This window comes from Nitrincola salilacus, assembly GCF_046271865.1.
Lineage (GTDB): Bacteria > Pseudomonadota > Gammaproteobacteria > Pseudomonadales > Balneatricaceae > Nitrincola > Nitrincola salilacus.
This window is the reverse complement of the sequence record NZ_CP176580.1, coordinates 4068459-4089617: the sequence shown is the minus strand read 5'-3', so window position 1 is coordinate 4089617 and position 21159 is coordinate 4068459. Positions and strand designations below refer to the sequence as shown.

Annotated in this window: 15 protein-coding genes, 2 tRNA genes and 3 rRNA genes; 13 read left to right on the top strand and 7 right to left on the bottom strand. The window is 53.0% G+C overall.

Annotation, left to right across the window (positions count from 1 at the left end):
- Nucleotide 1: 1 nt before the first annotated feature.
- Nucleotides 2-1531: an AAA family ATPase gene (locus ACK3CJ_RS18845; protein WP_409523740.1), complete on the bottom strand. Its 1530-nt coding sequence runs from the start codon at nucleotides 1529-1531 to the stop codon at nucleotides 2-4.
- 45 nt (nucleotides 1532-1576) lie between these two features.
- Between ACK3CJ_RS18845 and mrcB the strand changes: the two genes are divergently transcribed.
- Nucleotides 1577-3943, top strand: coding sequence for a penicillin-binding protein 1B (gene mrcB / locus ACK3CJ_RS18840; protein WP_409523739.1), 2367 nt, complete (start codon nucleotides 1577-1579; stop codon nucleotides 3941-3943).
- A 9-nt stretch (nucleotides 3944-3952) separates the two neighbouring features.
- Nucleotides 3953-4534, top strand: a complete 582-nt coding sequence (locus ACK3CJ_RS18835; RefSeq protein ID WP_409523738.1) for a tetratricopeptide repeat protein — start codon at nucleotides 3953-3955, stop codon at nucleotides 4532-4534.
- On the opposite strand, the gene ACK3CJ_RS18830 is transcribed toward ACK3CJ_RS18835, so the two are convergent.
- The 3 genes from ACK3CJ_RS18830 to thiE are packed head-to-tail and all read right to left on the bottom strand — an operon-like array spanning nucleotide 4528 to nucleotide 7111.
- The gene (locus ACK3CJ_RS18830) at nucleotides 4528-5142 is read right to left on the bottom strand and encodes a hypothetical protein (RefSeq protein ID WP_409523737.1); all 615 of its coding nucleotides are present in this window, start codon (nucleotides 5140-5142) and stop codon (nucleotides 4528-4530) included. The genes ACK3CJ_RS18835 and ACK3CJ_RS18830 overlap by 7 nt on opposite strands.
- Before the next feature lie 3 nt (nucleotides 5143-5145).
- The gene (hemL, locus tag ACK3CJ_RS18825; protein ID WP_409523736.1) at nucleotides 5146-6438 is read right to left on the bottom strand and encodes a glutamate-1-semialdehyde 2,1-aminomutase; all 1293 of its coding nucleotides are present in this window, start codon (nucleotides 6436-6438) and stop codon (nucleotides 5146-5148) included.
- Nucleotides 6439-6469: 31 nt separating this feature from the next.
- Nucleotides 6470-7111: a thiamine phosphate synthase gene (gene thiE, locus ACK3CJ_RS18820; protein WP_409526622.1), complete on the bottom strand. Its 642-nt coding sequence runs from the start codon at nucleotides 7109-7111 to the stop codon at nucleotides 6470-6472.
- A 125-nt stretch (nucleotides 7112-7236) separates the two neighbouring features.
- Between thiE and argC the strand changes: the two genes are divergently transcribed.
- Together argC and erpA are read left to right on the top strand one after the other, a co-directional pair.
- A complete protein-coding gene (argC, locus tag ACK3CJ_RS18815) occupies nucleotides 7237-8271 on the top strand; it encodes an N-acetyl-gamma-glutamyl-phosphate reductase (RefSeq protein WP_409523735.1) in 1035 nt (344 codons plus the stop codon).
- A 68-nt stretch (nucleotides 8272-8339) separates the two neighbouring features.
- Nucleotides 8340-8687, top strand: coding sequence for an iron-sulfur cluster insertion protein ErpA (erpA, locus tag ACK3CJ_RS18810; RefSeq protein WP_409523734.1), 348 nt, complete (start codon nucleotides 8340-8342; stop codon nucleotides 8685-8687).
- Between the two features lie 60 nt (nucleotides 8688-8747).
- Here the strand turns inward: erpA and ACK3CJ_RS18805 are convergent, their stop codons facing one another.
- Entirely contained in the window at nucleotides 8748-9854 is a 1107-nt protein-coding gene (locus tag ACK3CJ_RS18805) for an anhydro-N-acetylmuramic acid kinase (RefSeq protein ID WP_409523733.1), read from the bottom strand.
- Nucleotides 9854-10669: a M23 family metallopeptidase gene (locus tag ACK3CJ_RS18800; RefSeq protein WP_409523732.1), complete on the bottom strand. Its 816-nt coding sequence runs from the start codon at nucleotides 10667-10669 to the stop codon at nucleotides 9854-9856. Before ACK3CJ_RS18800 ends, ACK3CJ_RS18805 begins: the two co-directional genes overlap by 1 nt.
- Before the next feature lie 169 nt (nucleotides 10670-10838).
- On the opposite strand from ACK3CJ_RS18800, the gene tyrS reads away from it, so the two are divergent.
- The 8 genes from tyrS (at nucleotide 10839) to ACK3CJ_RS18760 (ending at nucleotide 18722) form a co-directional block, all read left to right on the top strand.
- Complete coding sequence (tyrS, locus tag ACK3CJ_RS18795) at nucleotides 10839-12134, top strand: tyrosine--tRNA ligase (protein ID WP_409523731.1); 1296 nt, start codon at nucleotides 10839-10841, stop codon at nucleotides 12132-12134.
- 474 nt (nucleotides 12135-12608) lie between these two features.
- Nucleotides 12609-14147 (top strand): 16S ribosomal RNA (locus ACK3CJ_RS18790).
- Nucleotides 14148-14239: 92 nt separating this feature from the next.
- A tRNA-Ile gene (locus ACK3CJ_RS18785) sits at nucleotides 14240-14316 on the top strand.
- A 111-nt stretch (nucleotides 14317-14427) separates the two neighbouring features.
- Nucleotides 14428-14503: transfer RNA gene (locus tag ACK3CJ_RS18780), tRNA-Ala, on the top strand.
- Nucleotides 14504-14764: 261 nt separating this feature from the next.
- Nucleotides 14765-17658, top strand: a 23S ribosomal RNA gene (locus ACK3CJ_RS18775).
- Between the two features lie 143 nt (nucleotides 17659-17801).
- Nucleotides 17802-17917 (top strand): 5S ribosomal RNA (rrf, locus tag ACK3CJ_RS18770).
- Together the 16S, 23S and 5S rRNA genes with 2 tRNA genes alongside form the textbook arrangement of a ribosomal RNA operon.
- Nucleotides 17918-18031: 114 nt before the next feature.
- Nucleotides 18032-18298 (top strand): succinate dehydrogenase assembly factor 2, encoded by a 267-nt coding sequence (locus tag ACK3CJ_RS18765; RefSeq protein ID WP_409523730.1) that lies wholly within the window; start codon nucleotides 18032-18034, stop codon nucleotides 18296-18298.
- Nucleotides 18264-18722: a protein YgfX gene (locus tag ACK3CJ_RS18760; protein WP_409523729.1), complete on the top strand. Its 459-nt coding sequence runs from the start codon at nucleotides 18264-18266 to the stop codon at nucleotides 18720-18722. Before ACK3CJ_RS18765 ends, ACK3CJ_RS18760 begins: the two co-directional genes overlap by 35 nt.
- Here ACK3CJ_RS18760 and nadB read toward each other — a convergent pair.
- Complete coding sequence (nadB, locus tag ACK3CJ_RS18755) at nucleotides 18679-20304, bottom strand: L-aspartate oxidase (protein WP_409523728.1); 1626 nt, start codon at nucleotides 20302-20304, stop codon at nucleotides 18679-18681. The two genes, ACK3CJ_RS18760 and nadB, sit on opposite strands and share 44 nt — an antisense overlap.
- A gap of 280 nt (nucleotides 20305-20584) precedes the next feature.
- Between nadB and rpoE the strand changes: the two genes are divergently transcribed.
- Nucleotides 20585-21142: an RNA polymerase sigma factor RpoE gene (gene rpoE / locus ACK3CJ_RS18750; RefSeq protein ID WP_409526621.1), complete on the top strand. Its 558-nt coding sequence runs from the start codon at nucleotides 20585-20587 to the stop codon at nucleotides 21140-21142.
- Nucleotides 21143-21159: the final 17 nt, after the last annotated feature.

The following is a 21159-nucleotide window of genomic DNA, read 5'->3' as shown; positions in this document are numbered from 1 at the left end:
ATCAGGTCTCCACCAGGTTCTGTGCCCGCAACTGAGACAACAGCTGATCTATCGCCTCATCATCCTGAGTATCCACATGCAACGTCAGCATCTGCTCACTGGCAGTCAGAGGCTGCTGGCTGGACAGTTGCTGCCGCATCACGCCCACATCGGCATCAGACGGATCCTTGCCTTCGGCATTACGCAGTGCCAGACGCGCTTCGATCAGATGTTGCTGGCAACTGCAACTGATGATGCGGACCGGTACATTAAGCTGCTCAGCCAGTTTGATATAGCCGGTCCGGGTACGTTGGCGGATCAATGTGGCATCGACAACGACCGTCTGCCCTGATTTGAGCAGCAGCTTGGTGGTGTCCTGCAAGTGATGCAGCGTGCGTGTGTTCATATCTGCACCATACAGCTCAAGGTCTTCGCCATTGAGGCTTAATGCGCGATGCAAACGTTTGCGCTCGTTATCCGAACGGATGCGGATGGCACCAATCGCTTCAACCAGCTTTTCACTGAGATAGCTTTTCCCGCTGCCGGATACGCCGTGCATCAAAAACAGCACGGGTGGGGGTTGCTTGTGGAAGCTGGCAGTCAGATTGAGGTAGTGATGAAACGTTTCCAGATCATGCTCTTGACCCAATACTGCAACCTTGGCTCTGACCATGGAGCGATAGGATTTGTAGAATCTGAGCAGGGAAACACCTTCGTAGTCGCCAGTGAGTTCAAGATAGCGATTAAGAAAGCGGTTTGCCCAGCGAGGCTGATTGTTGGCTTCGAGATCCATCAGCAGAAAGGATAGATCGGACAATTTGTCGATCCAGCGGAACTGCAGATTGAACTCAATGCAATCAAACAGTCGCAACTCATCATGAAAAAGCGTGATATTCGCCAGATGCAGATCACCATGGCATTCGCGTACATGACCGGAGCGTTTGCGTTTGCGAATCATCTTCTCCAGGGCACGAAAGTGCTGTGCTGTTGTCTGAAGAAGTCGTTGAAGCAGTGTGAGAGTACTCGGATCGTCAATGACTTTGCAGATATGCTGATAGTTTTCGGAAACGGCATCCCATATCGCCTCTGGTTCGCCCCAGGGGCTGTTCAATGCGACAATCGGGATGCGCTGATGAAAATCAGCGATCTGCTCTGCCAGCATATCAATCCAGCGGGCTTCAAACAGGTTGCGCTTGAGCATCTGATCCAGGCGCTGGCGCGGATCGAACTGATTCATTTTGACGGCATATTCGATCGGAGCTGAGTCATCGCCCAGGCTCGGGTTATCATGTGTGCCGCTGATGGGGACCAGTTCCAGATAGATATCAGGCGATAAACGCTGATTCAGGCGCAACTCCTCTTCGCAGCAGAAACGCCTCTGCTCCAGAGTAGTGAAATCCAGGAAACCAAAGTTTACCGGTTTCTTGATTTTATAGGCATAATGGCCCGTCAGAATCAGCCAGGAGATATGGGTTTCTATGACCTTGATGGTCTCACATGGGTGTGGAAACCTTGATGGATCCTGCAGTGATTCAATCAGTTTTGTTAACATTACAGTTCAGCAATTGCAAAAGTTGTCAGGGATTATACTAGTCTGATGCCGAAAAAGAGAGCCACAAACAGACAGAAAGGGCGGCGAAGTGCTCGCAAGGGACGTTCCTTTCTCTCCAGAATCGTCAGATTCCTGCTTAAACTGGGCCTTCTGCTGGCACTCTTTGCCGCAGTGGGTCTGGCTTATCTCGATGTTCAGGTAAAACAAAAATTTGAGGGTAAGCGTTGGGCGCTTCCTGCAAAGGTTTATGCACGACCACTCGAGCTTTATCCCGGACAGGCACTTGCAACGGCCGATCTGCAGCACGAGCTGCGAGGGTTGGGGTATCAGTTTGTAGCGACAGCTTCACGTCCGGGTATGGCGGAGATGTCCGGCAGTCGAGCCCTGATTCATACGCGAGGGTTTGATTTCCCTGACGGAGAAGAACCTTCTCGACGTTTGATGCTGGAGTTCTCATCCGGCCAGTTGGTTCGGATGCGAGATCAACTGACAGATGCAGACCTCTCGTTGACTCGGCTGGAACCGATTCTTATCGGCGGTATCTATCCTCGCAGTAATGAAGACCGTGATCTGATCAGGCTCAGTGATGCACCACCCTACCTGGTTGATGCTCTTATCGCGGTGGAAGATCGCGCCTATTACAAGCACTGGGGCATTTCGCTGAAAGGCATGAGCCGTGCGATGGTGGTTAATCTCCGGGCTGGGCGCTTTGTTCAGGGTGGGAGTACGCTGACTCAGCAGTTGATCAAGAACTTCTATCTTACTTCAGAGCGGACCTTGTCACGCAAGCTGCTTGAATTGCCCATGGCCGTGCTGCTGGATCTTCGCTATGAAAAGGATGAAATTCTCGAGGCTTATCTGAATGAAGTATACCTGGGGCAGCAGGGAAACCGGGCCATTCATGGCTTTGGCCTGGCGAGTGAGTTTTACTTCGGGCAGCCTATCACCGAGCTTGATCTGCACCAGATCGCTTTGTTGGTAGCCTTGGTAAAAGGCCCCTCTTTTTATGATCCACGACGTAATGAGCAGCGTGCTCTGGAGCGTCGTAATCTGGTACTCAAGCTGTTGGTTGATCAGGGTGATATCAGTGTGGCGCAGTATGAACAGTCAATTTTGAAGCCTTTGGGTGTGGTGCAGATCGGCAGCCTGCACAAGGGGGCTTACCCGGCTTATCTGGATCTGGTCAAAAGGCAGCTCAGAGACAGCTATCGGGATGAGGATCTCAGCTCCGAGGGTTTGATGGTCTTTACTGCGCTGGATCCACTTGTGCAATACCGCGCAGATCAGGCAGTGGTTAAAACCTTGCAGGCGCTGGAAACACAGCATGGCGATAAAGCACGAAATCTGCAGAGCGGTATGGTGGTTGCTGATCCTCAGACGGGAGAGGTGCTGGCGATAGTCGGTGGGCGAGATACCCGTTATCAGGGGTTCAATCGCGGGCTGGATGCACTTCGCCCAATCGGCTCGCTGGTGAAGCCTGCTGTTTATCTGGCGGCGCTGGAAAAGGGATATACCTTGTCAAGCGTGCTCAACGATACGCCTGTGGATATCCGCCTGCCAAACGGGCAGCACTGGACGCCTCAGAATTTTGATCGTAAAACACATGGTCGAGTCCCTCTGTATCGAGCGCTGGCGCAGTCTTATAATCTATCGACTGTCCATCTGGGGATGGAAGTAGGGCTGCCTGCAGTGATCGATGTCATGAAGCGTCTTGGGGTGAGTAGCCATATTCCTGCCTTGCCATCACTTTTGCTTGGTGCCAAGGCAATGGCACCGCTGGAAGTGGCCGAGATGTATCAGACGCTGGCAGCAAACGGTTTCAGAGTGCCGCTACGTGCAATCCGCATGGTAACGACAGCTGAAGGGGAGGAGCTGTCACGCTACCCATTTACGCTGCGTCAGCAGGTGGATGCACGTCATGTGCATCTGATTCAATATGCGCTGCAGCAGGCGGGTCGCGAAGGTACGGCACGCAGTGCTTACCAGCAACTGCCGGATAACCTGAACTTTGCCGGTAAAACGGGTACCACGAACGATCAGCGTGACAGCTGGTTTGCTGGCTATACTGGTAATCGTCTGGCTGTCGTCTGGGTTGGTCGGGATGATAACGAACGTTTGCCGTTTACAGGTTCCGGTGGCGCCTTGCGGGTCTGGACTGAGTTCATGCGTGAAGAAAAATCTCAACCGTTGCATACTGGACGGTCGGAGTTGATTGAGCTGGCCTGGATTGACGAGTCGACGGGATATCTCTCACATCCCTCCTGTCAGGGGGCGCGTCAGCTGCCTTTTGCGACAGGCACGTTACCATCTCAGTCGGTTGATTGTGGTCAGGGACGGGGGGCTCAGCCTCCACAACAGCAGCAGAGTTCAGATAGTGGTCCGGTAGATTGGTTCATAAATCTGTTCCGTTGAGGATAATTGATGAAAAAGCAGATAACAGTTTTGGTTGGCGCGGCACTATTTATTGCGGGTTGTACCAGTCCGGCGCCCTATCGAGTGCCAGTGGAGGATCGCAGTGATCGTTCCGGTGCCACGCAGCGTCCAGCGGCAACACCTGAGGCGCCAGCATCCGGCGTCATAGTTCAGCCTATTGAGGGAATTCCTGTTTTCCGCCCTCAGCAGACTCAGCCATTGGGTGACTCAACTGAACAGCCCATAACGAGTGGTGGGTCGTCTGCTGCAGCAAACCCTGCAGTGGTCGCGCTGCTGGACAGTGCGAGATCAGATATAGGGCAGGGTGACCTGCGTTCGGCACAGAGCGGTCTGGAGCGAGCTTTGAGAATCGCTCCGCGAGATCCGGAGATTTATTTCGAACTGGCAGATGTGCAGCGCAAGCAGGGGCAGTATGTACAGGCTGAGCAGGTAGCGCTGAGAGGTGTTGAGGTAGCAGCGGGTCAGTCGCAGCAACTGCGACGACTCTGGGTTCTTATTTCGCTGATACGTGGTGATGTTGGTGATCAGGCGGGTGCCGACAGAGCGCGTCAGGAGGCCTCCCGCTATTGAGCGGGGGCCGACTTCAACTGCCAGTGCAGTGTCATTGCCATGAGTGGCAGAGCAATCGCCAGCAGCAGTGACTGTATTGCCGGTTGAGCACTGGCAGAAAGTAGTGGTGCTGGACTTGCAAAAAGTGCCAGCAGCAAAAGCAGCAGGGCCGCACTTGAGCCTGCGGCTTTGGCCTTGAGTTGCGCAGCCAGCAGGCTGCCAAAAACAACTGCCGCCACGACCAGCAATAACATCAATTGAGTATAATAGTTCCCATACTCCATTCTGCGGGTCAGCTCGAAAAAAGCGATCAGCCCGAGTAGCCAGCGTCCCCATCCAGCCATTGACCAGTGCCAGCCTTTACCCATGGCGAGCAAGGTTGTCGCGATCAGAGGCAGGGCGGCATAGAGTGCCAGATTGTTCAGCATCAGCCTGAGCGTCGCCTGATCGGTTCCCTCGCTGCTCAGCAGCATATTGCCCATGGCGTCTGCTGCGAGGAACAGACTGCTCACGGCAAAGACACGCACCAGATGGTGCGCCTCGCTTGCAAGCCCCTTGTGTTGCTGCAGCAGCCAGAGGCAAGTCAGGACACTGCTGAGCAACAGAGCGATACCGGATAGTATCTGCATGCTTCAGATATCTTTGTTCAGGCTGGCAAAGGCTTCATCGGCAGCCTTGAGTGTGGCTTCGATATCGGCTTCCGTGTGTGCGACTGAGATAAATCCGGCTTCGAATGCTGAGGGAGCCAGATAGATGCCGCGATCCAGCATGGAGTGGAAAAAGCGGCTGAAACGAACCGTGTCGCAACTGGTCGCCTGAGCAAAGCTTGTCACCTGTTCCTGTTCAGTGAAGAACAGGCCAAACATTCCTCCCACACTGCTGGTGGTGAAGGGTATGCCATGTCTGGCTGCAATGGCGGACATGCCTTCAGTCAGGTACTCAGTGGCAGCTGATAACTGTTCGTAGATATCACCCTGGCTCAGGGCGTCCAGCATGGCCAGACCAGCCGCCATGGCAAGTGGGTTGCCCGACAGAGTGCCCGCCTGGTAGACCGGACCCAGCGGTGCAATATGAGCCATGATCTCGCGCTTGCCGCCGAAGGCTGCGACCGGCAGTCCACCGCCGATTACCTTGCCCAGTGTGGTCAGGTCGGGTTTGATGTTATACAGCGCCTGAGCGCCGCCCAGTGCAACCCTGAAGCCGGTCATCACCTCATCAAAAATCAGCACGCTATTATACTGATCGCACACTTCGCGCAGGCCTTCCAGAAATCCGGGTACAGGGGGGATGCAGTTCATGTTGCCGGCAACCGGTTCCACGATGATACAAGCAACCTGATCGCCGATTTCGGCAAACACCTGGCGCACATTCTCGATATCGTTGTAGTTCAGGGTAATGGTGTGCTCAGCCAGAGAGGCAGGGACGCCCGGCGAGTTGGGCTCACCCAGGGTCAGCGCGCCGGAGCCAGCCTTGACCAGCAGTGAGTCGGAATGACCGTGGTAGCAACCTTCAAATTTGACGATCTTGTCACGCCCGGTGTATCCGCGCGCCAGTCGAATGGCGCTCATGGTGGCTTCTGTGCCGGAGCTGACCATACGTACCATCTCGATTGATGGCATCAATTCACAGACCTTGTCGGCCATCTGAATCTCTATCTCGGTGGGTGCGCCAAATCCAAGTCCCTTATCCAGCGCCTTGCGCACGGCGTCAATGACCGGTGGGTAGGAATGGCCGAGCAGCATCGGGCCCCAGGAGCCGACATAGTCTATATAGCGCTTGTCGTCTTCATCGATCAGATAGGCGCCCTGGCCACTTTTGAAAAAGACAGGTGTTCCACCAACCCCTTTGAACGCCCGGACGGGAGAGTTGACGCCACCTGGGATATGAATCTGGGCTGCTTGAAACAAAGTGCTGGAACGGGACATGATAAGTACCTTTATGATCAAACTCTGGAGATCAGGCCTGAGGGCCTGCATTATCAAAAAGAGCTGTGAATTTCTGCGCTTGATGCGTGATGTCGGATGCTGAAAACAGCTGATGTATCACGGCAACCATATCAGCGCCTGCTGAAATAACCTTTGGGGCATTATCCACACTCAGGCCACCTATCGCCACTACCGGTAAGTTCAGTTGCTGCTTCGCTTCCTGTAGCAGCGATAGCGGGGCAGGGGTTGCATCTGGCTTGGTGGCCGAGGGAAAGAAAGCACCGAAAGCAACATAGTCAGCCCCCAGTTGCTGGGCCTTGAGTGCAAGATCAAGGCAGTCATGGCAAGTCACGCCGATGATGCAGGTGTTGCCGAGGCGCTTGCGGGCAGCTTCCGGGTCACCATCCTTCTGCCCCAGATGCACGCCGACGCCAACAGCTTCGGCCAGAGTAACATCGTCATTGATGACCAGAGGTCGCGCATAGCGTTGGCAAAGTTCTGCCAGCAAACGAGCCTGGATCAGTCTTTTTTCGGAGTCAGTAGACTTGTCGCGATACTGAATAATGCTGGCGCCACCGCGCAGTGCAGCCTCCACTGATTGAAGCAGCGTAGCAGTGTCTGGCATCAGTTGGCTGTCGGTGATGGCGTAGAGTCCGTGCAGTCGGGATATCATCAAGATAGATAGTCATAGAGAAACGGGGTCTGTATTATAGCCCAAGGCGCAACTGAAAATCCTGCCTGATCTGAGGCAGGTGGCTCAGGTTAAAATATTATTGAATCGTTAAATGAGAGGCTGACGTGATCAAGGCAGGTATCGTTGGGGGGACAGGCTACACCGGGGTTGAGCTTTTACGCATCCTGGCAAACCATCCACAGGTTCGGGTTGAGGTGATCACCTCACGATCTGAGGATGGAATGCAGGTGTCCGAGATGTTCCCTAACCTCCGAGGTCACTACGATCTGGCGTTCAGTGTTCCAGATGTCGAACGGCTGGCGCAGTGTGATGTGGTGTTCTTTGCCACGCCTCATGGTGTCGCGATGAGTATGGCGCCTGAGCTGATTGCCAGGGGTGTGCGGGTGATTGATCTGGGGGCTGATTTCCGGATTCGTGATGTGGCACTGTGGGAGCAATGGTACAAGCTCAAGCACACCTGCCCGGATCTTGTGGCTGAGGCGGTTTATGGCCTGCCCGAAATCAACCGTGAGCAGATTCGTGATGCCAGGCTGATCGCCTGTGCGGGCTGTTATCCGACGGCGGTACAGTTGGGTTATCTGCCGTTGCTGGAGAAAGGTCTGGTGGATCATCGTCGTCTCGTCGCGGACTGCAAATCAGGTGCCAGTGGTGCCGGTCGCGGTGCCAGTGTCGGTACGTTGCTATGTGAGGCCAGCGAGAGTGTCAAAGCTTATGGTGTTCCCGGGCATCGTCATCTGCCCGAAATTCGGCAGGGGTTGACGCTGGCGGCTGGCCGCCCTGTCGGCCTTACATTTGTGCCACATCTGATGCCGATGATCAGGGGAATCCATGCAACACTCTACTCTGTCTTGAAAGACCCGGTTGATCATGGCTTGCAGGCACTTTACGAGGAACGCTTCGCCAATGAGCCGTTTGTGGATGTGATGCCGGCTGGCAGCCATCCCGAAACCCGCAGTGTGAAAGGCTCCAATATGTGCCGCATCAGTATCCACCGTCCACAGGATGATGATACGGTCGTGGTGCTGTCGGTGATCGATAACCTGGTGAAGGGTGCCTCGGGACAGGCGGTCCAGGTAATGAACATCATGTTCGGCCGTCCGGAGAATGAAGGTCTGCAGCAGGTTGCCATGTTGCCCTGAAGAATACTTGACTGTTTTACTCGGTTTAGCGACAATGATGGCGCTGAATCGGGAGGCTGGCTATTTATATGGCGGACACAATGCAACACTCACCACTTAACTTTACGCCTGCAGCTGCGGCGAAGGTAAAGGGTCTTATCGAAGAAGAGCAGAACGACAACCTTAAACTGCGTGTGTTTATCACGGGCGGTGGTTGCTCTGGCTTCTCTTATGGCTTTACTTTTGATGAAGCGGCTGCTGAAGATGATACGGCAGTCGTCACCGATGGTGTCACGCTATTGGTTGATCCCATGAGTATCCAGTACCTGGTAGGTGCTGAGGTGGACTATAAAGAGGGGCTGCATGGCTCTCAGTTCATGATCAAGAACCCGAATGCCAGTAGCACTTGCGGTTGTGGGTCTTCCTTCTCCATCTGAAAACCGTTTGCTTCACATCTTGAATACGGCAGAGGGCACCTTGCTCCTCCGCCGACTTTACTACGCTGTATAAATTCCGCCGAGAATCCGCTCGCCCCTTGCGCCAGTGACGGCCGGCAGGTTGCCGCTTTTCTTTTCCATTGCTCTCGATGCCAGCCATGCAAATGCGGCAGACTCCACCCAGTCGGGGTCAATCCCGAGTACTTCAGTGGTTGCGATGTTGTGCGCTGGTAACAGTGCCTGTAAGCGTTCTTTCAACAGTGCGTTATGACTACCTCCCCCGCAAAGGTAAAGATCCGGCCTGCTCAATGGTTGGTCAGTGATGGCATCTGCGATGGTGACAGCAGTCAGCTCCGTTAGCGTGGCTTGAACGTCGCAAGGCTCTGTCGTTGTTGGGTAGGTATCAAGATGTCTGGCCAGCCAGTCATTGTTGAACAGTTCACGTCCAGTGCTCTTGGGTGCAGGCTGATGGAAAAAAGGCTCGCAGAGGAGTTGTTTCAACAGGTCTGGCACAACGGTGCCTTGTCGGGCCCAGTTGCCATCAGCATCATAAGGGAGCTCAAGATGCTGCATTATCCAGCTGTCCATCAGAACATTTCCTGGCCCGGTATCAAACCCTGTCACGTTTGCGCCTGTACTGCCCGGTAGCAGTGTCAGATTGGCCATTCCTCCGACATTGATAATAATACGATCTGTGCCAGGTTCAGAGAAAAGGGCGTGGTGAAAGGCGGGCACCAGAGGTGCTCCCTGGCCACCAGCGGCAATATCTCTGCGCCGAAAGTCTGCCACGGTGGTGATGCCGGTCAGCTCTGCAATCAGGCTTGGATCGCCCACCTGTAACGTGAAGCCTGCCTCAGGGCGATGGCGCAGGGTCTGTCCGTGGCTGCCGATCGCGATCACCTGGTCGGGGTTCAGATCGCACTTTTGTAACAGTGCAGACGCTGACGCAGCAAAAGTGTTGGCCAGCTCGACGTCAAGCCTGCCCATCAGTTCTATCTCGTTGTCGCCGGGTTGAGTCAGGGTCAGTATCCTGTTGCGAAGGCTATCGGTGATGGGGCTGCTATGGCATTCGACAAGCTGGAATCCTTGTGACAGATCTACCAACACGGCATCAACACTGTCCAGACTGGTGCCAGACATCAAGCCGATAAAATAGCGTGTACTCATCAAAAAACTGTCCTGTCAGATGTTTGGGTAAAAGATCTCTGGCGAAAAAATGAACGCTCGCTTGTGTCCTGTTGCACCATGAGTGGTGAAGCAGATGCAGAGTTGTTCAGTATGTTCTTGGCCATGATCGGATCGTGATGAGAGCCGTCAATGCGTAGTTCATAATGAAGATGCGGGCCAGTGGCCAGTCCTGATGAGCCAACATATCCGATCACTTCGCCCTGGTGTATCTTTTCACCGAGCCTGAGGTCTTTGCGATACTGGCTCAGGTGAGCGTAGAGGGTGGTTATATTATCGCCATGTTGCAGTATGACTGTATGGCCATAGCCGCCCTTGCGTGAAGCGCGTATCACTGTGCCATTGGCAGTAGCCCTGATAGGGGTGCCATAAGGTGCAGCATAATCAACTCCGCGATGAGGACGGATGATACCCAGTATCGGATGTCGCCTGTCTGGTTGGAAAGTGGAAGATATGCGGCCTCCCTCTACAGGTGTGGCGAGGAAGGGGGTGGTGGAGCGATTCAACTGCATCGCATCATGAGGTATGTTGATTGCAGCGCGCATGGCGTGAACGCTGGCGTGATCGATTGCCAGATGCTCTACCAGTGGATTGTCAGTAATTTCCTGGTGAATGCGAAACTGGTTGGCGGTATGGGTGGTTTCAACAGGCGTGATATTGACTGTAGAAGCTGGCTGGGCCTCGCGCATCTGCAGTAGTGTCCAGATGACGGGCAGCAAAATGGCTGCGCTTATCAATCCCGCCAGAAAATGAGTCGAGAGCGGGTGTTGATGGAAGAATCGAATAAGTCCTGGCACCGTGTCGCCTCAGTTGAACATGTCTGCAGATCATCAGGTGATCTGCCAGTGTAAACCAAGAAACGCTGCACGCCTATAAGCACGAAGCTGGCAAATAGACTTGTAAGCGCGCGACGGCCGGTTAGAATACGGGATTCAATCTCAATTCCAGAATGGATAAGCAGAACAGATGAGCAAGCGGACACTGATAGAGGATCTTAAAGCACGTGGTTTGATCGCCCAGATGACGGATGAGGCAGAATTGGCTGCGCATCTGGCAGAAAATAGAGTGACGCTCTATTGTGGCTTCGACCCGACGGCAGACAGTCTCCATCTTGGTCATCTTGTGCCGCTGTTGATGTTGAAACGTTTTCAGGATTACGGCCACAGGCCGATCGCGCTGGTTGGTGGTGCAACAGGTCTGATCGGTGATCCCAGCTTCAAAGCACAGGAACGGCAGTTGAACTCTGCCGAGGTGGTGTCGAACTGGAGTGACTGCCTCAAGGCGCAGATCAGTCAGTTCATCCGTTTCGATGATGAAGATGGGGCAATACTGGCCAATAATTATGACTGGACAGCCAGTGTCGATGTCTTGAGCTTTTTGCGTGATGTCGGGAAGCACTTCACGGTGAACAAGATGATCGCGAAGGAATCGGTACGTCAGCGCATCGAGCGTGAAGACTCCGGTATATCCTTTACTGAGTTCACCTACCAGATCCTGCAATCCTATGATTACCAGCAGTTGAATCAGCAATATGGTTGCACGCTGCAGATAGGTGGTTCGGATCAGTGGGGTAATATCACCAGTGGTATCGATCTGGTGCGACGCATGAATGGCGCGCCTACGCATGGTCTGACCCTGCCGCTGATCACCAAATCCGATGGGACCAAGTTCGGCAAGACCGAAGGTGGTGCCGTGTGGCTGGCTCCGAAGAAAACGTCACCTTATGCCTTCTACCAGTTCTGGCTCCAGACGCCTGATGCAGACGTCTACCGCTTCCTGCGCTTCTTCACCTTCCTGGATGTCGATCAGATTCAGGAGATTGAAGATGCAGATAAAGCTGCTGAAGGCCGGCCCCAGGGGCAGCGCATTCTTGCTGAAGAGGTGACGCGTCTGGTGCATAGTGAGGAGGCGCTGCAGGCGGCGCGTCGTATTACTGAGGCGCTGTTTTCCGGTGATGCCAGTCAGTTGAATGAAAATGATTACACGCAGTTGCAGCTGGATGGCTTGCCTGCGAGTGAGTTGCCGGCTGATCTGGATGAGCTGCCACTGACCAGTTTGCTGGCAGATGCGGGTCTGGCGGCCAGCGGCAAACAGATCAAAGATGCGTTGCAGAGAAATTCAGTCATGGTCAATGAGACTGCCTGTGGTCTGGAGCAGAATATGCAGGCTGCATCGCTGTTTGCGCCTGAGGCATCGAAGTTCGGTCGTTTCTATCTGGTTAAATTGGGCAAGAAGAAGCACCACCTCTTTTACAGAGCCTGATTCGGTACTGTAATCGGCCGCCCGGAGGCTTATTCTGGGTGGCTGAAATCAAAATACAGAATTTTATGATTTATCTGTTGACTTAAATCTCAGCCTCTGTAGAATTCGCCTCCTCGATTGAGGTGCTGGCCCGCAAGGGAACAGTCACCGGGATGAGTTCACAGTAGTTAAGCATTTGTTTTTGAATTGTTTTAAGTGAATTTATCGGTTGTTGAGTGAGTGCGCGGATCGACATGAAAATGATCGAAAAGCTGAAAAAACTCCTTGACAATGAGTCGGCAGGCGCTAGAATATGCGCCTCGCTTGAGACGAAACTCAAGCCGCTCTTTAACAAGTTGATCAGGTAATACAAGTGGGCGCTTGTCGAGGTTAAGCACACAAGCTTAATCAGACAAGTAACCTAAATTCATTTAGTGTTGTTTTTGTCTGAGCATGCATTAAGTATCGGCAGCTTGCTGTTGATACGCTGATTTAAAACTGAAGAGTTTGATCATGGCTCAGATTGAACGCTGGCGGCAGGCCTAACACATGCAAGTCGAGCGGTAGAGAGTAGCTTGCTATTCTTGAGAGCGGCGGACGGGTGAGTAACGCGTAGGAATCTACCTGGTAGAGGGGGATAGCCCGGGGAAACTCGGATTAATACCGCATACGCCCTTAGGGGGAAAGGAGGGGATCTTTCGAGACCTTTCGCTATCAGATGAGCCTGCGTAGGATTAGCTAGTTGGTGTGGTAAAGGCGCACCAAGGCGACGATCCTTAGCTGGTCTGAGAGGATGATCAGCCACACTGGGACTGAGACACGGCCCAGACTCCTACGGGAGGCAGCAGTGGGGAATATTGGACAATGGGGGCAACCCTGATCCAGCCATGCCGCGTGTGTGAAGAAGGCCTTCGGGTTGTAAAGCACTTTCAGTGGTGAGGAAGGCTGTGCGGTTAATACCCGTACAGATTGACGTTAGCCACAGAAGAAGCACCGGCTAACTCCGTGCCAGCAGCCGCGGTAATACGGAGGGTGCAAGCGTTAATCGGAATTACTGGGCGTAAAGCGCGCGTAGGTGGTTCAGTCAGTCAGATGTGAAAGCCCCGGGCTCAACCTGGGAATTGCACCTGATACTGCTGAGCTAGAGTACGGTAGAGGGTAGTGGAATTTCCTGTGTAGCGGTGAAATGCGTAGATATAGGAAGGAACACCAGTGGCGAAGGCGACTACCTGGACTGATACTGACACTGAGGTGCGAAAGCGTGGGGAGCAAACAGGATTAGATACCCTGGTAGTCCACGCTGTAAACGATGTCAACTAGCCGTTGGGACACTTGATGTCTTAGTGGCGCAGCTAACGCGATAAGTTGACCGCCTGGGGAGTACGGTCGCAAGATTAAAACTCAAATGAATTGACGGGGGCCCGCACAAGCGGTGGAGCATGTGGTTTAATTCGACGCAACGCGAAGAACCTTACCTACTCTTGACATCCAGAGAACTTGCTAGAGATAGCTTGGTGCCTTCGGGAGCTCTGAGACAGGTGCTGCATGGCTGTCGTCAGCTCGTGTTGTGAAATGTTGGGTTAAGTCCCGTAACGAGCGCAACCCTTGTCCTTATTTGCCAGCACGTAAAGGTGGGAACTCTAAGGAGACTGCCGGTGACAAACCGGAGGAAGGTGGGGACGACGTCAAGTCATCATGGCCCTTACGAGTAGGGCTACACACGTGCTACAATGGCCGGTACAGAGGGCTGCAACCCTGCGAAGGTGAGCGAATCTCAGAAAACCGGTCGTAGTCCGGATCGCAGTCTGCAACTCGACTGCGTGAAGTCGGAATCGCTAGTAATCGCGAATCAGCATGTCGCGGTGAATACGTTCCCGGGCCTTGTACACACCGCCCGTCACACCATGGGAGTGGGTTGCACCAGAAGTAGCTAGTCTAACCGCAAGGGGGACGGTTACCACGGTGTGATTCATGACTGGGGTGAAGTCGTAACAAGGTAGCCCTAGGGGAACCTGGGGCTGGATCACCTCCTTAAACGATAGCGAGACCTTGGCAAGCGTTCACTTGTATTACCTGATCAGACGAAGAGCATAAGGTTGTCTATATATACGGCCGGCGCACACGATAGGCTTGTAGCTCAGCTGGTTAGAGCGCACCCCTGATAAGGGTGAGGTCGGTGGTTCAAGTCCACTCAGGCCTACCAATTCCGCACACACCTGCGTTGTGGCACTGTTCGCATAGTTTAACTATGCTTCACAGTTCCACGCCTTGCTGTGCACGCAATTGGTTATCTGAAACAACCCTGTGACACACTGGGGCTATAGCTCAGCTGGGAGAGCGCCTGCTTTGCACGCAGGAGGTCTGCGGTTCGATCCCGCATAGCTCCACCATCTCGTGATCACATCGCGAAGATGTCATATCTATAGGGTCACGACAGTACACAACATTATGCTCATGAGTTTTAAGACTTGGTTTGATGCCTGGGAACAGGGTCAGAGCAACTCTTAAGGCTTAGGTCTTAAACGCTCTTTAACAATCTGGATCTGAAGAAAGTAACAAAACTTGATTGCGTTTTGTCGACGCAATACAAGCGCCAATTGGCGAATCAATCGTAATAAGCATTCAATTGAACAGACGCCTTCGGGTTATATGGTCAAGTGAATAAGCGTGCACGGTGGATGCCTTGGCAGTCAGAGGCGATGAAGGACGTGGTAGCCTGCGAAAAGCTTCGGGGAGCTGGCAAACAAGCTTTGATCCGAAGATGTCCGAATGGGGAAACCCACCTGATTTATCAGGTATCTCTTAACTGAATACATAGGTTTTGAGAGGCGAACCCGGGGAACTGAAACATCTAAGTACCCGGAGGAAAAGAAATCAACCGAGATTCCCTAAGTAGTGGCGAGCGAACGGGGAACAGCCCTTAAGCTGAATTCGGGTTAGTGGAAGACACTGGAAAGTGTCGCCGTAGAGGGTGATAGCCCCGTACACGAAAACCTGTTTATAGTGAAAACGAGTAGGGCGGGACACGTGATATCCTGTCTGAACATGGGGGGACCATCCTCCAAGGCTAAATACTCCTGACTGACCGATAGTGAACCAGTACCGTGAGGGAAAGGCGAAAAGAACCCCTGTGAGGGGAGTGAAATAGACCCTGAAACCGTGTACGTACAAGCAGTGGGAGCGGACTTGGTTCCGTGACTGCGTACCTTTTGTATAATGGGTCAGCGACTTACTTTCAGTGGCAAGCTTAACCGAGTAGGGGAGGCGTAGGGAAACCGAGTCTTAATAGGGCGAATGAGTCGCTGGGAGTAGACCCGAAACCGGGCGATCTATCCATGGGCAGGTTGAAGGTTGAGTAACATCAACTGGAGGACCGAACCGACTACCGTTGAAAAGTTAGCGGATGACCTGTGGATCGGAGTGAAAGGCTAATCAAGCTCGGAGATAGCTGGTTCTCCTCGAAAGCTATTTAGGTAGCGCCTCATGTCTCACCTTGGGGGGTAGAGCACTGTTTCGGCTAGGGGGTCATCCCGACTTACCAACCCGATGCAAACTCCGAATACCCAAGAGTGCAATCATGGGAGACACACGGCGGGTGCTAACGTCCGTCGTGAAAAGGGAAACAACCCAGACCGCCAGCTAAGGTCCCAAAATTCTGGTTAAGTGGGAAACGATGTGGGAAGGCTCAGACAGCTAGGATGTTGGCTTAGAAGCAGCCATCATTTAAAGAAAGCGTAATAGCTCACTAGTCGAGTCGGCCTGCGCGGAAGATTTAACGGGGCTCAAACCAGATACCGAAGCTGCGGATGCTTAGATTTATCTAGGCATGGTAGAGGAGCGTTGTGTAAGCCGTTGAAGCGGAAGCCGGGAGGCACCGTGGAGGTATCACAAGTGCGAATGCTGACATAAGTAACGACAAGGGGCGTGAAAAACGCCCCCGCCGGAAGACCAAGGTTTCCTATCCAATGTTAATCAGGGTAGGGTGAGTCGGCTCCTAAGACGAGGCTGAAGAGCGTAGTCGATGGGAAACAGGTTAATATTCCTGTACCGGCTATTACTGCGATGGGGGGACGGAGAAGGCTAGGCCAGCGCGGCGATGGTAGTCCGCGTTTAAGGGTGTAGGCTGAGAGAGCAGGCAAATCCGCTTTCTTAAGGCTGAGACCTGATGACGAGCACCTTTGGGTGCGAAGTGGTTGATGCCCAGCTTCCAGGAAAAGCCTCTAAGCTTCAGGTAATAGACGACCGTACCCCAAACCGACACAGGTGGTCAGGTTGAGAATACCCAGGCGCTTGAGAGAACTCGGGTGAAGGAACTAGGCAAAATGGTACCGTAACTTCGGGAGAAGGTACGCCGCTTTTGGTGAAGGACTTGCTCCGTAAGCTGAAGGCGGTCGAAGATACCAGGTGGCTGCGACTGTTTATTAAAAACACAGCACTCTGCAAACTCGAAAGAGGACGTATAGGGTGTGACGCCTGCCCGGTGCTTGAAGGTTAATTGATGGGGTTAGCGCAAGCGAAGCTCTTGATCGAAGCCCAAGTAAACGGCGGCCGTAACTATAACGGTCCTAAGGTAGCGAAATTCCTTGTCGGGTAAGTTCCGACCTGCACGAATGGCGTAACGATGGCCACACTGTCTCCACCCGAGACTCAGTGAAATTGAACTCGCTGTGAAGATGCAGCGTACCCGCGGCTAGACGGAAAGACCCCGTGAACCTTTACTATAGCTTCACAGTGGACTTTGACATTACTTGTGTAGGATAGCTGGGAGGCTTTGAAGCGTGGACGCCAGTTCATGTGGAGCCAATCTTGAAATACCAGCCTGGTACTGTTGAGGTTCTAACTCAGGTCCTTTATCGGGATCGAGGACATTGTGTGGTGGGTAGTTTGACTGGGGCGGTCTCCTCCCAAAGAGTAACGGAGGAGCACGAAGGTACCCTCAGGCTGGTCGGAAATCAGCCAATGAGCGCAAGAGTAGAAGGGTGCTTGACTGCGAGACAGACACGTCGAGCAGGTGCGAAAGCAGGTTCTAGTGATCCGGTGGTTCTGTATGGAAGGGCCATCGCTCAACGGATAAAAGGTACTCCGGGGATAACAGGCTGATACCGCCCAAGAGTTCACATCGACGGCGGTGTTTGGCACCTCGATGTCGGCTCATCACATCCTGGGGCTGAAGCCGGTCCCAAGGGTATGGCTGTTCGCCATTTAAAGTGGTACGCGAGCTGGGTTTAGAACGTCGTGAGACAGTTCGGTCCCTATCTGCCGTGGGCGTTTGAGATTTGAGAAGAGTTGCTCCTAGTACGAGAGGACCGGAGTGAACGAACCTCTGGTGTTCCGGTTGTCACGCCAGTGGCATTGCCGGGTAGCTACGTTCGGACAGGATAACCGCTGAAAGCATCTAAGCGGGAAGCCCCCTTCAAGATGAGATCTCACTGGACCTTTAAGGTCCCTGAAGAGCCGTCCGAGACCAGGACGTTGATAGGCAGGGTGTGTAAGCGTTGTAAGGCGTTGAGCTAACCTGTACTAATGGCTCGTGAGGCTTGACCATATAACGCCGAAGGCGTTTGGTTGAATGCTGAAAGATTGATTGTAAAGACAGCTGATTGAGCTTGTGTTGTACGACAAGAATTACGGAAAGTAGTAAAGAGACGCATCAAGTACAGACTTCAGATCCCGGTTGTTCCAGTTTTGTCTGGCGACCATAGAGACGTGGCACCACCTGATCCCATACCGAACTCAGAAGTGAAACGCGTCATCGCCGATGGTAGTGTGGGGTCTCCCCATGCGAGAGTAGGTCATCGCCAGGCACTTAATACCGCAGCCCCCGGTCTCTTCGAGATCGGGGGTTTTTGCGTTTCGGGCTTGCGCCTGCCTGATCTCGGGTGTTAAATACCCACTTCAATTTTGAGCCGGTGAACTTGATGTACACAGAAGAGGATATTAAGCGTCTGGCCTGGCAGTGCCGCCGTGGCATGCTGGAGCTTGATGTGTTGTTGGGTCCGTTCGTGCAGGAGGCTTTTCGTGACCTGCCTGTTGCAGATCAGGAAAATTTCGTCAGGCTACTGGCCTGTGAAGATACCGATCTCTTTGTCTGGTTCATGCAGCGTGGCGAACCGGAAGATGAGGGATTGAAGCGTATGGTAAGGATGATTCTTGATAGGGTTCAGTCCGCTGCACGTCAAGTGTGAGCCTTCACGCATCATGGCTGCAGGAGTCGTTACGGCGCATGTTGTGGCACTTGCCTGCCTTATTTTCAGTGATATTTCACGTTTTGTATTGATCAGCGGCGCTTTAGTGCTGCTGTTATCAATGCTGTCGATTCTGTCTGGTTCAGCATTACTCAAGCCGCTCAGGCTGCACAGCTTGAAGTGGGATCTGGATACTCGCCGCATGCAGTTGATTGATACTGACGCTGTGAGCCATGATGTGGCGTGTATCAGGCGCATTGCCATCACGCCGTACCTGTTGGTGTTGTGTGTTAAGCGGGACCAGCGCAGGCTGTCTGACTGGCTGATCATTGCTTCTGACTCGGTGGATAGTGAAACCTTCCGACGCCTCAGAGTGGCGCTCAGTCTCGCGCCTGCCGTAGAGCTTCCTTCCAGGGATAGTTGATCGGTGCAAGAATCGTGTCGGCCAATTCGGGGCCTGACTCAGGAAAATCCTTGGTATAGTGCAGCCCACGGCTCTCTTTGCGCTGCATGGCACTGAGAACGATCAGTTCGGCAACCGTTGCCAGATTACGCAACTCAACCAGATCGCGACTGATCTTGTAGTTGGAGTAGTACTCGGCGATCTCCTGCTGCAGCAAGGTTATCCTGTGCTGTGCTCGCTTCAGACGCTTGCTGGTTCTGACGATGCCGACATAGTCCCACATGAAGCGTCTGAGTTCGTCCCAGTTGTGGGAGATGATAACGTCCTCATCCGAATCGGTTACCAATGACTCATCCCAGTCAGGAATGCTTTCATCGTCTACCTGATTCAGCGTGCCCAATAGTGCCGCAATGTCAGATGCTGCTGTCTGTCCGTAAACGACGCATTCAAGCAGGGAGTTGGATGCAAGGCGGTTTGCACCATGCAATCCGGTGAAAGCAGTTTCACCTATCGCATAGAGCCCGGGTATATCGGTGTGTGCCTGCTGGTTGGTGACAACGCCGCCACAGGTGTAATGAGCAGCAGGTACTACAGGTATCGGATCACGGGTGATATCGATGCCATATTCCAGGCAGCGCTCATGTATGGTCGGGAAGTGCTCGAGTATGAATGACGCTGGCTTGTGCGAAATGTCGAGATAAACACAGTCGCAACCGAGACGTTTCATTTCGTGGTCGATGCTTCTGGCGACGATATCCCTTGGTGCAAGCTCTTCCCTGGGGTCGAAGCGGTGCATGAACCTTGTGCCATCTGGCAGTAGCAGATGACCACCTTCTCCCCTGACCGCTTCAGTAATCAGAAATGATTTGGCTGTAGGGTGGTAAAGGCATGTAGGGTGGAACTGATTGAACTCCATATTGGCCACTCTGCAACCAGCACGCCAGGCCATGGCGATGCCATCACCAGTGGTGCCATCATGATTGCTGGTATAGAGGTAAGCCTTGGAAGCGCCGCCAGTGGCCAGTACGACGAATTTGGCCCTGAACGCTTCAATTTTTCCGGTGCGATGATTCAGGACATAAGCCCCGATGCAGCGATTGCCTGACAGGTCGAGCTTTTTGCGCGTGATCAAATCCACTGCAATATGGTATTCGTAGAATTCGATACCTTCAGCTTCTCTGGCTCGCTGAATCAGCGTTTCCTGAACGGCCTTCCCGGTTGCATCCGAGGCGTGGATGATCCTTCTGTGTGAATGTCCGCCTTCCTGCGTCAGATGATAATGATCACCCTCGCGAGTAAACGGAACACCTTGCTCGATCAACCAGTTGATCGCTTTAGGACCTTCACTCACCGTGTGCTCAACAGCTTCAGGAATGCTCAGTTCGGCGCCCGCAGTCATGGTATCGGCAAAGTGTTGCTGTATATCGTCTTTTGCGTCCAGTACCGCTGCGATGCCTCCCTGTGCAAGCCAGGTTGACCCATTGTGCAGGTCGCCCTTGCTCAGAACAGCGATGCTGGCTTTTCCTGCCAGCTGCAGTGCCAGGGTCAAACCTGCAGCGCCACTGCCGATCACCAGAACATCATACTGTTTTGCATTCGTCATATTTCATTCCTGTCAGGCTCAAATTAGCCACTTAATGGTATTATGCAGATATATCTGCTCCTGAGTCAGCACATGAGAGATAAAAAGTTACAGTCGGCATGGAACTTCAGCATTTTACAGCCCTCATATCTATTGCATGACGATAGACGTAACAGGGGTTGTGATGCAGGTGTTCCGGGTATTATGCTGATTCTTTAAACGCTCTGTACGCAGAGACTTTATGAACCGGTTTAACTAAGGATTTTAAGTGTCTAACGAAAGCCCTGCGGACGTCGATCAGATGCTTGTTGCGCGTGTTCAGTCAGGTGACAAAACTGCCTTCGATCTTCTTGTAAAGAAGTATCAGCACAAGATTGTCGGATTGATCTCGCGTTATGTATATGACCATCACGAGGCATATGATGTGGCCCAGGAGGCTTTTATCAAGGCCTACAGAGCCATACCAGGCTTTCGTGGTGATAGTGCTTTTTATACCTGGCTTTACAGAATTGCCATCAATACGGCTAAAAACCACCTGGTGGCAAGGGGGCGCAGACCTCCGGATGTAGACGTTGATGTCGCTGATGCGCAGTATTTCGATAGTGATACTCATCTCAGAGATATTGATACGCCAGAAAATAACCTGTATCGCGATCAACTGCAGCAGGTTATCAACAGGGTGCTGGATAAACTGCCTGAAGATCTCAGGGTTGCGCTTACACTGAGGGAGTTTGAAGGTATGAGTTATGAAGAAATTGCCAATGTCATGGGCTGTCCGGTGGGTACCGTCAGGTCGCGTATCTTCAGGGCTCGTGAAGCCATTGATAATGAAATAGCTCCGTTGCTTGCTGATCACTGAGTGATGGCAGGTGCTGT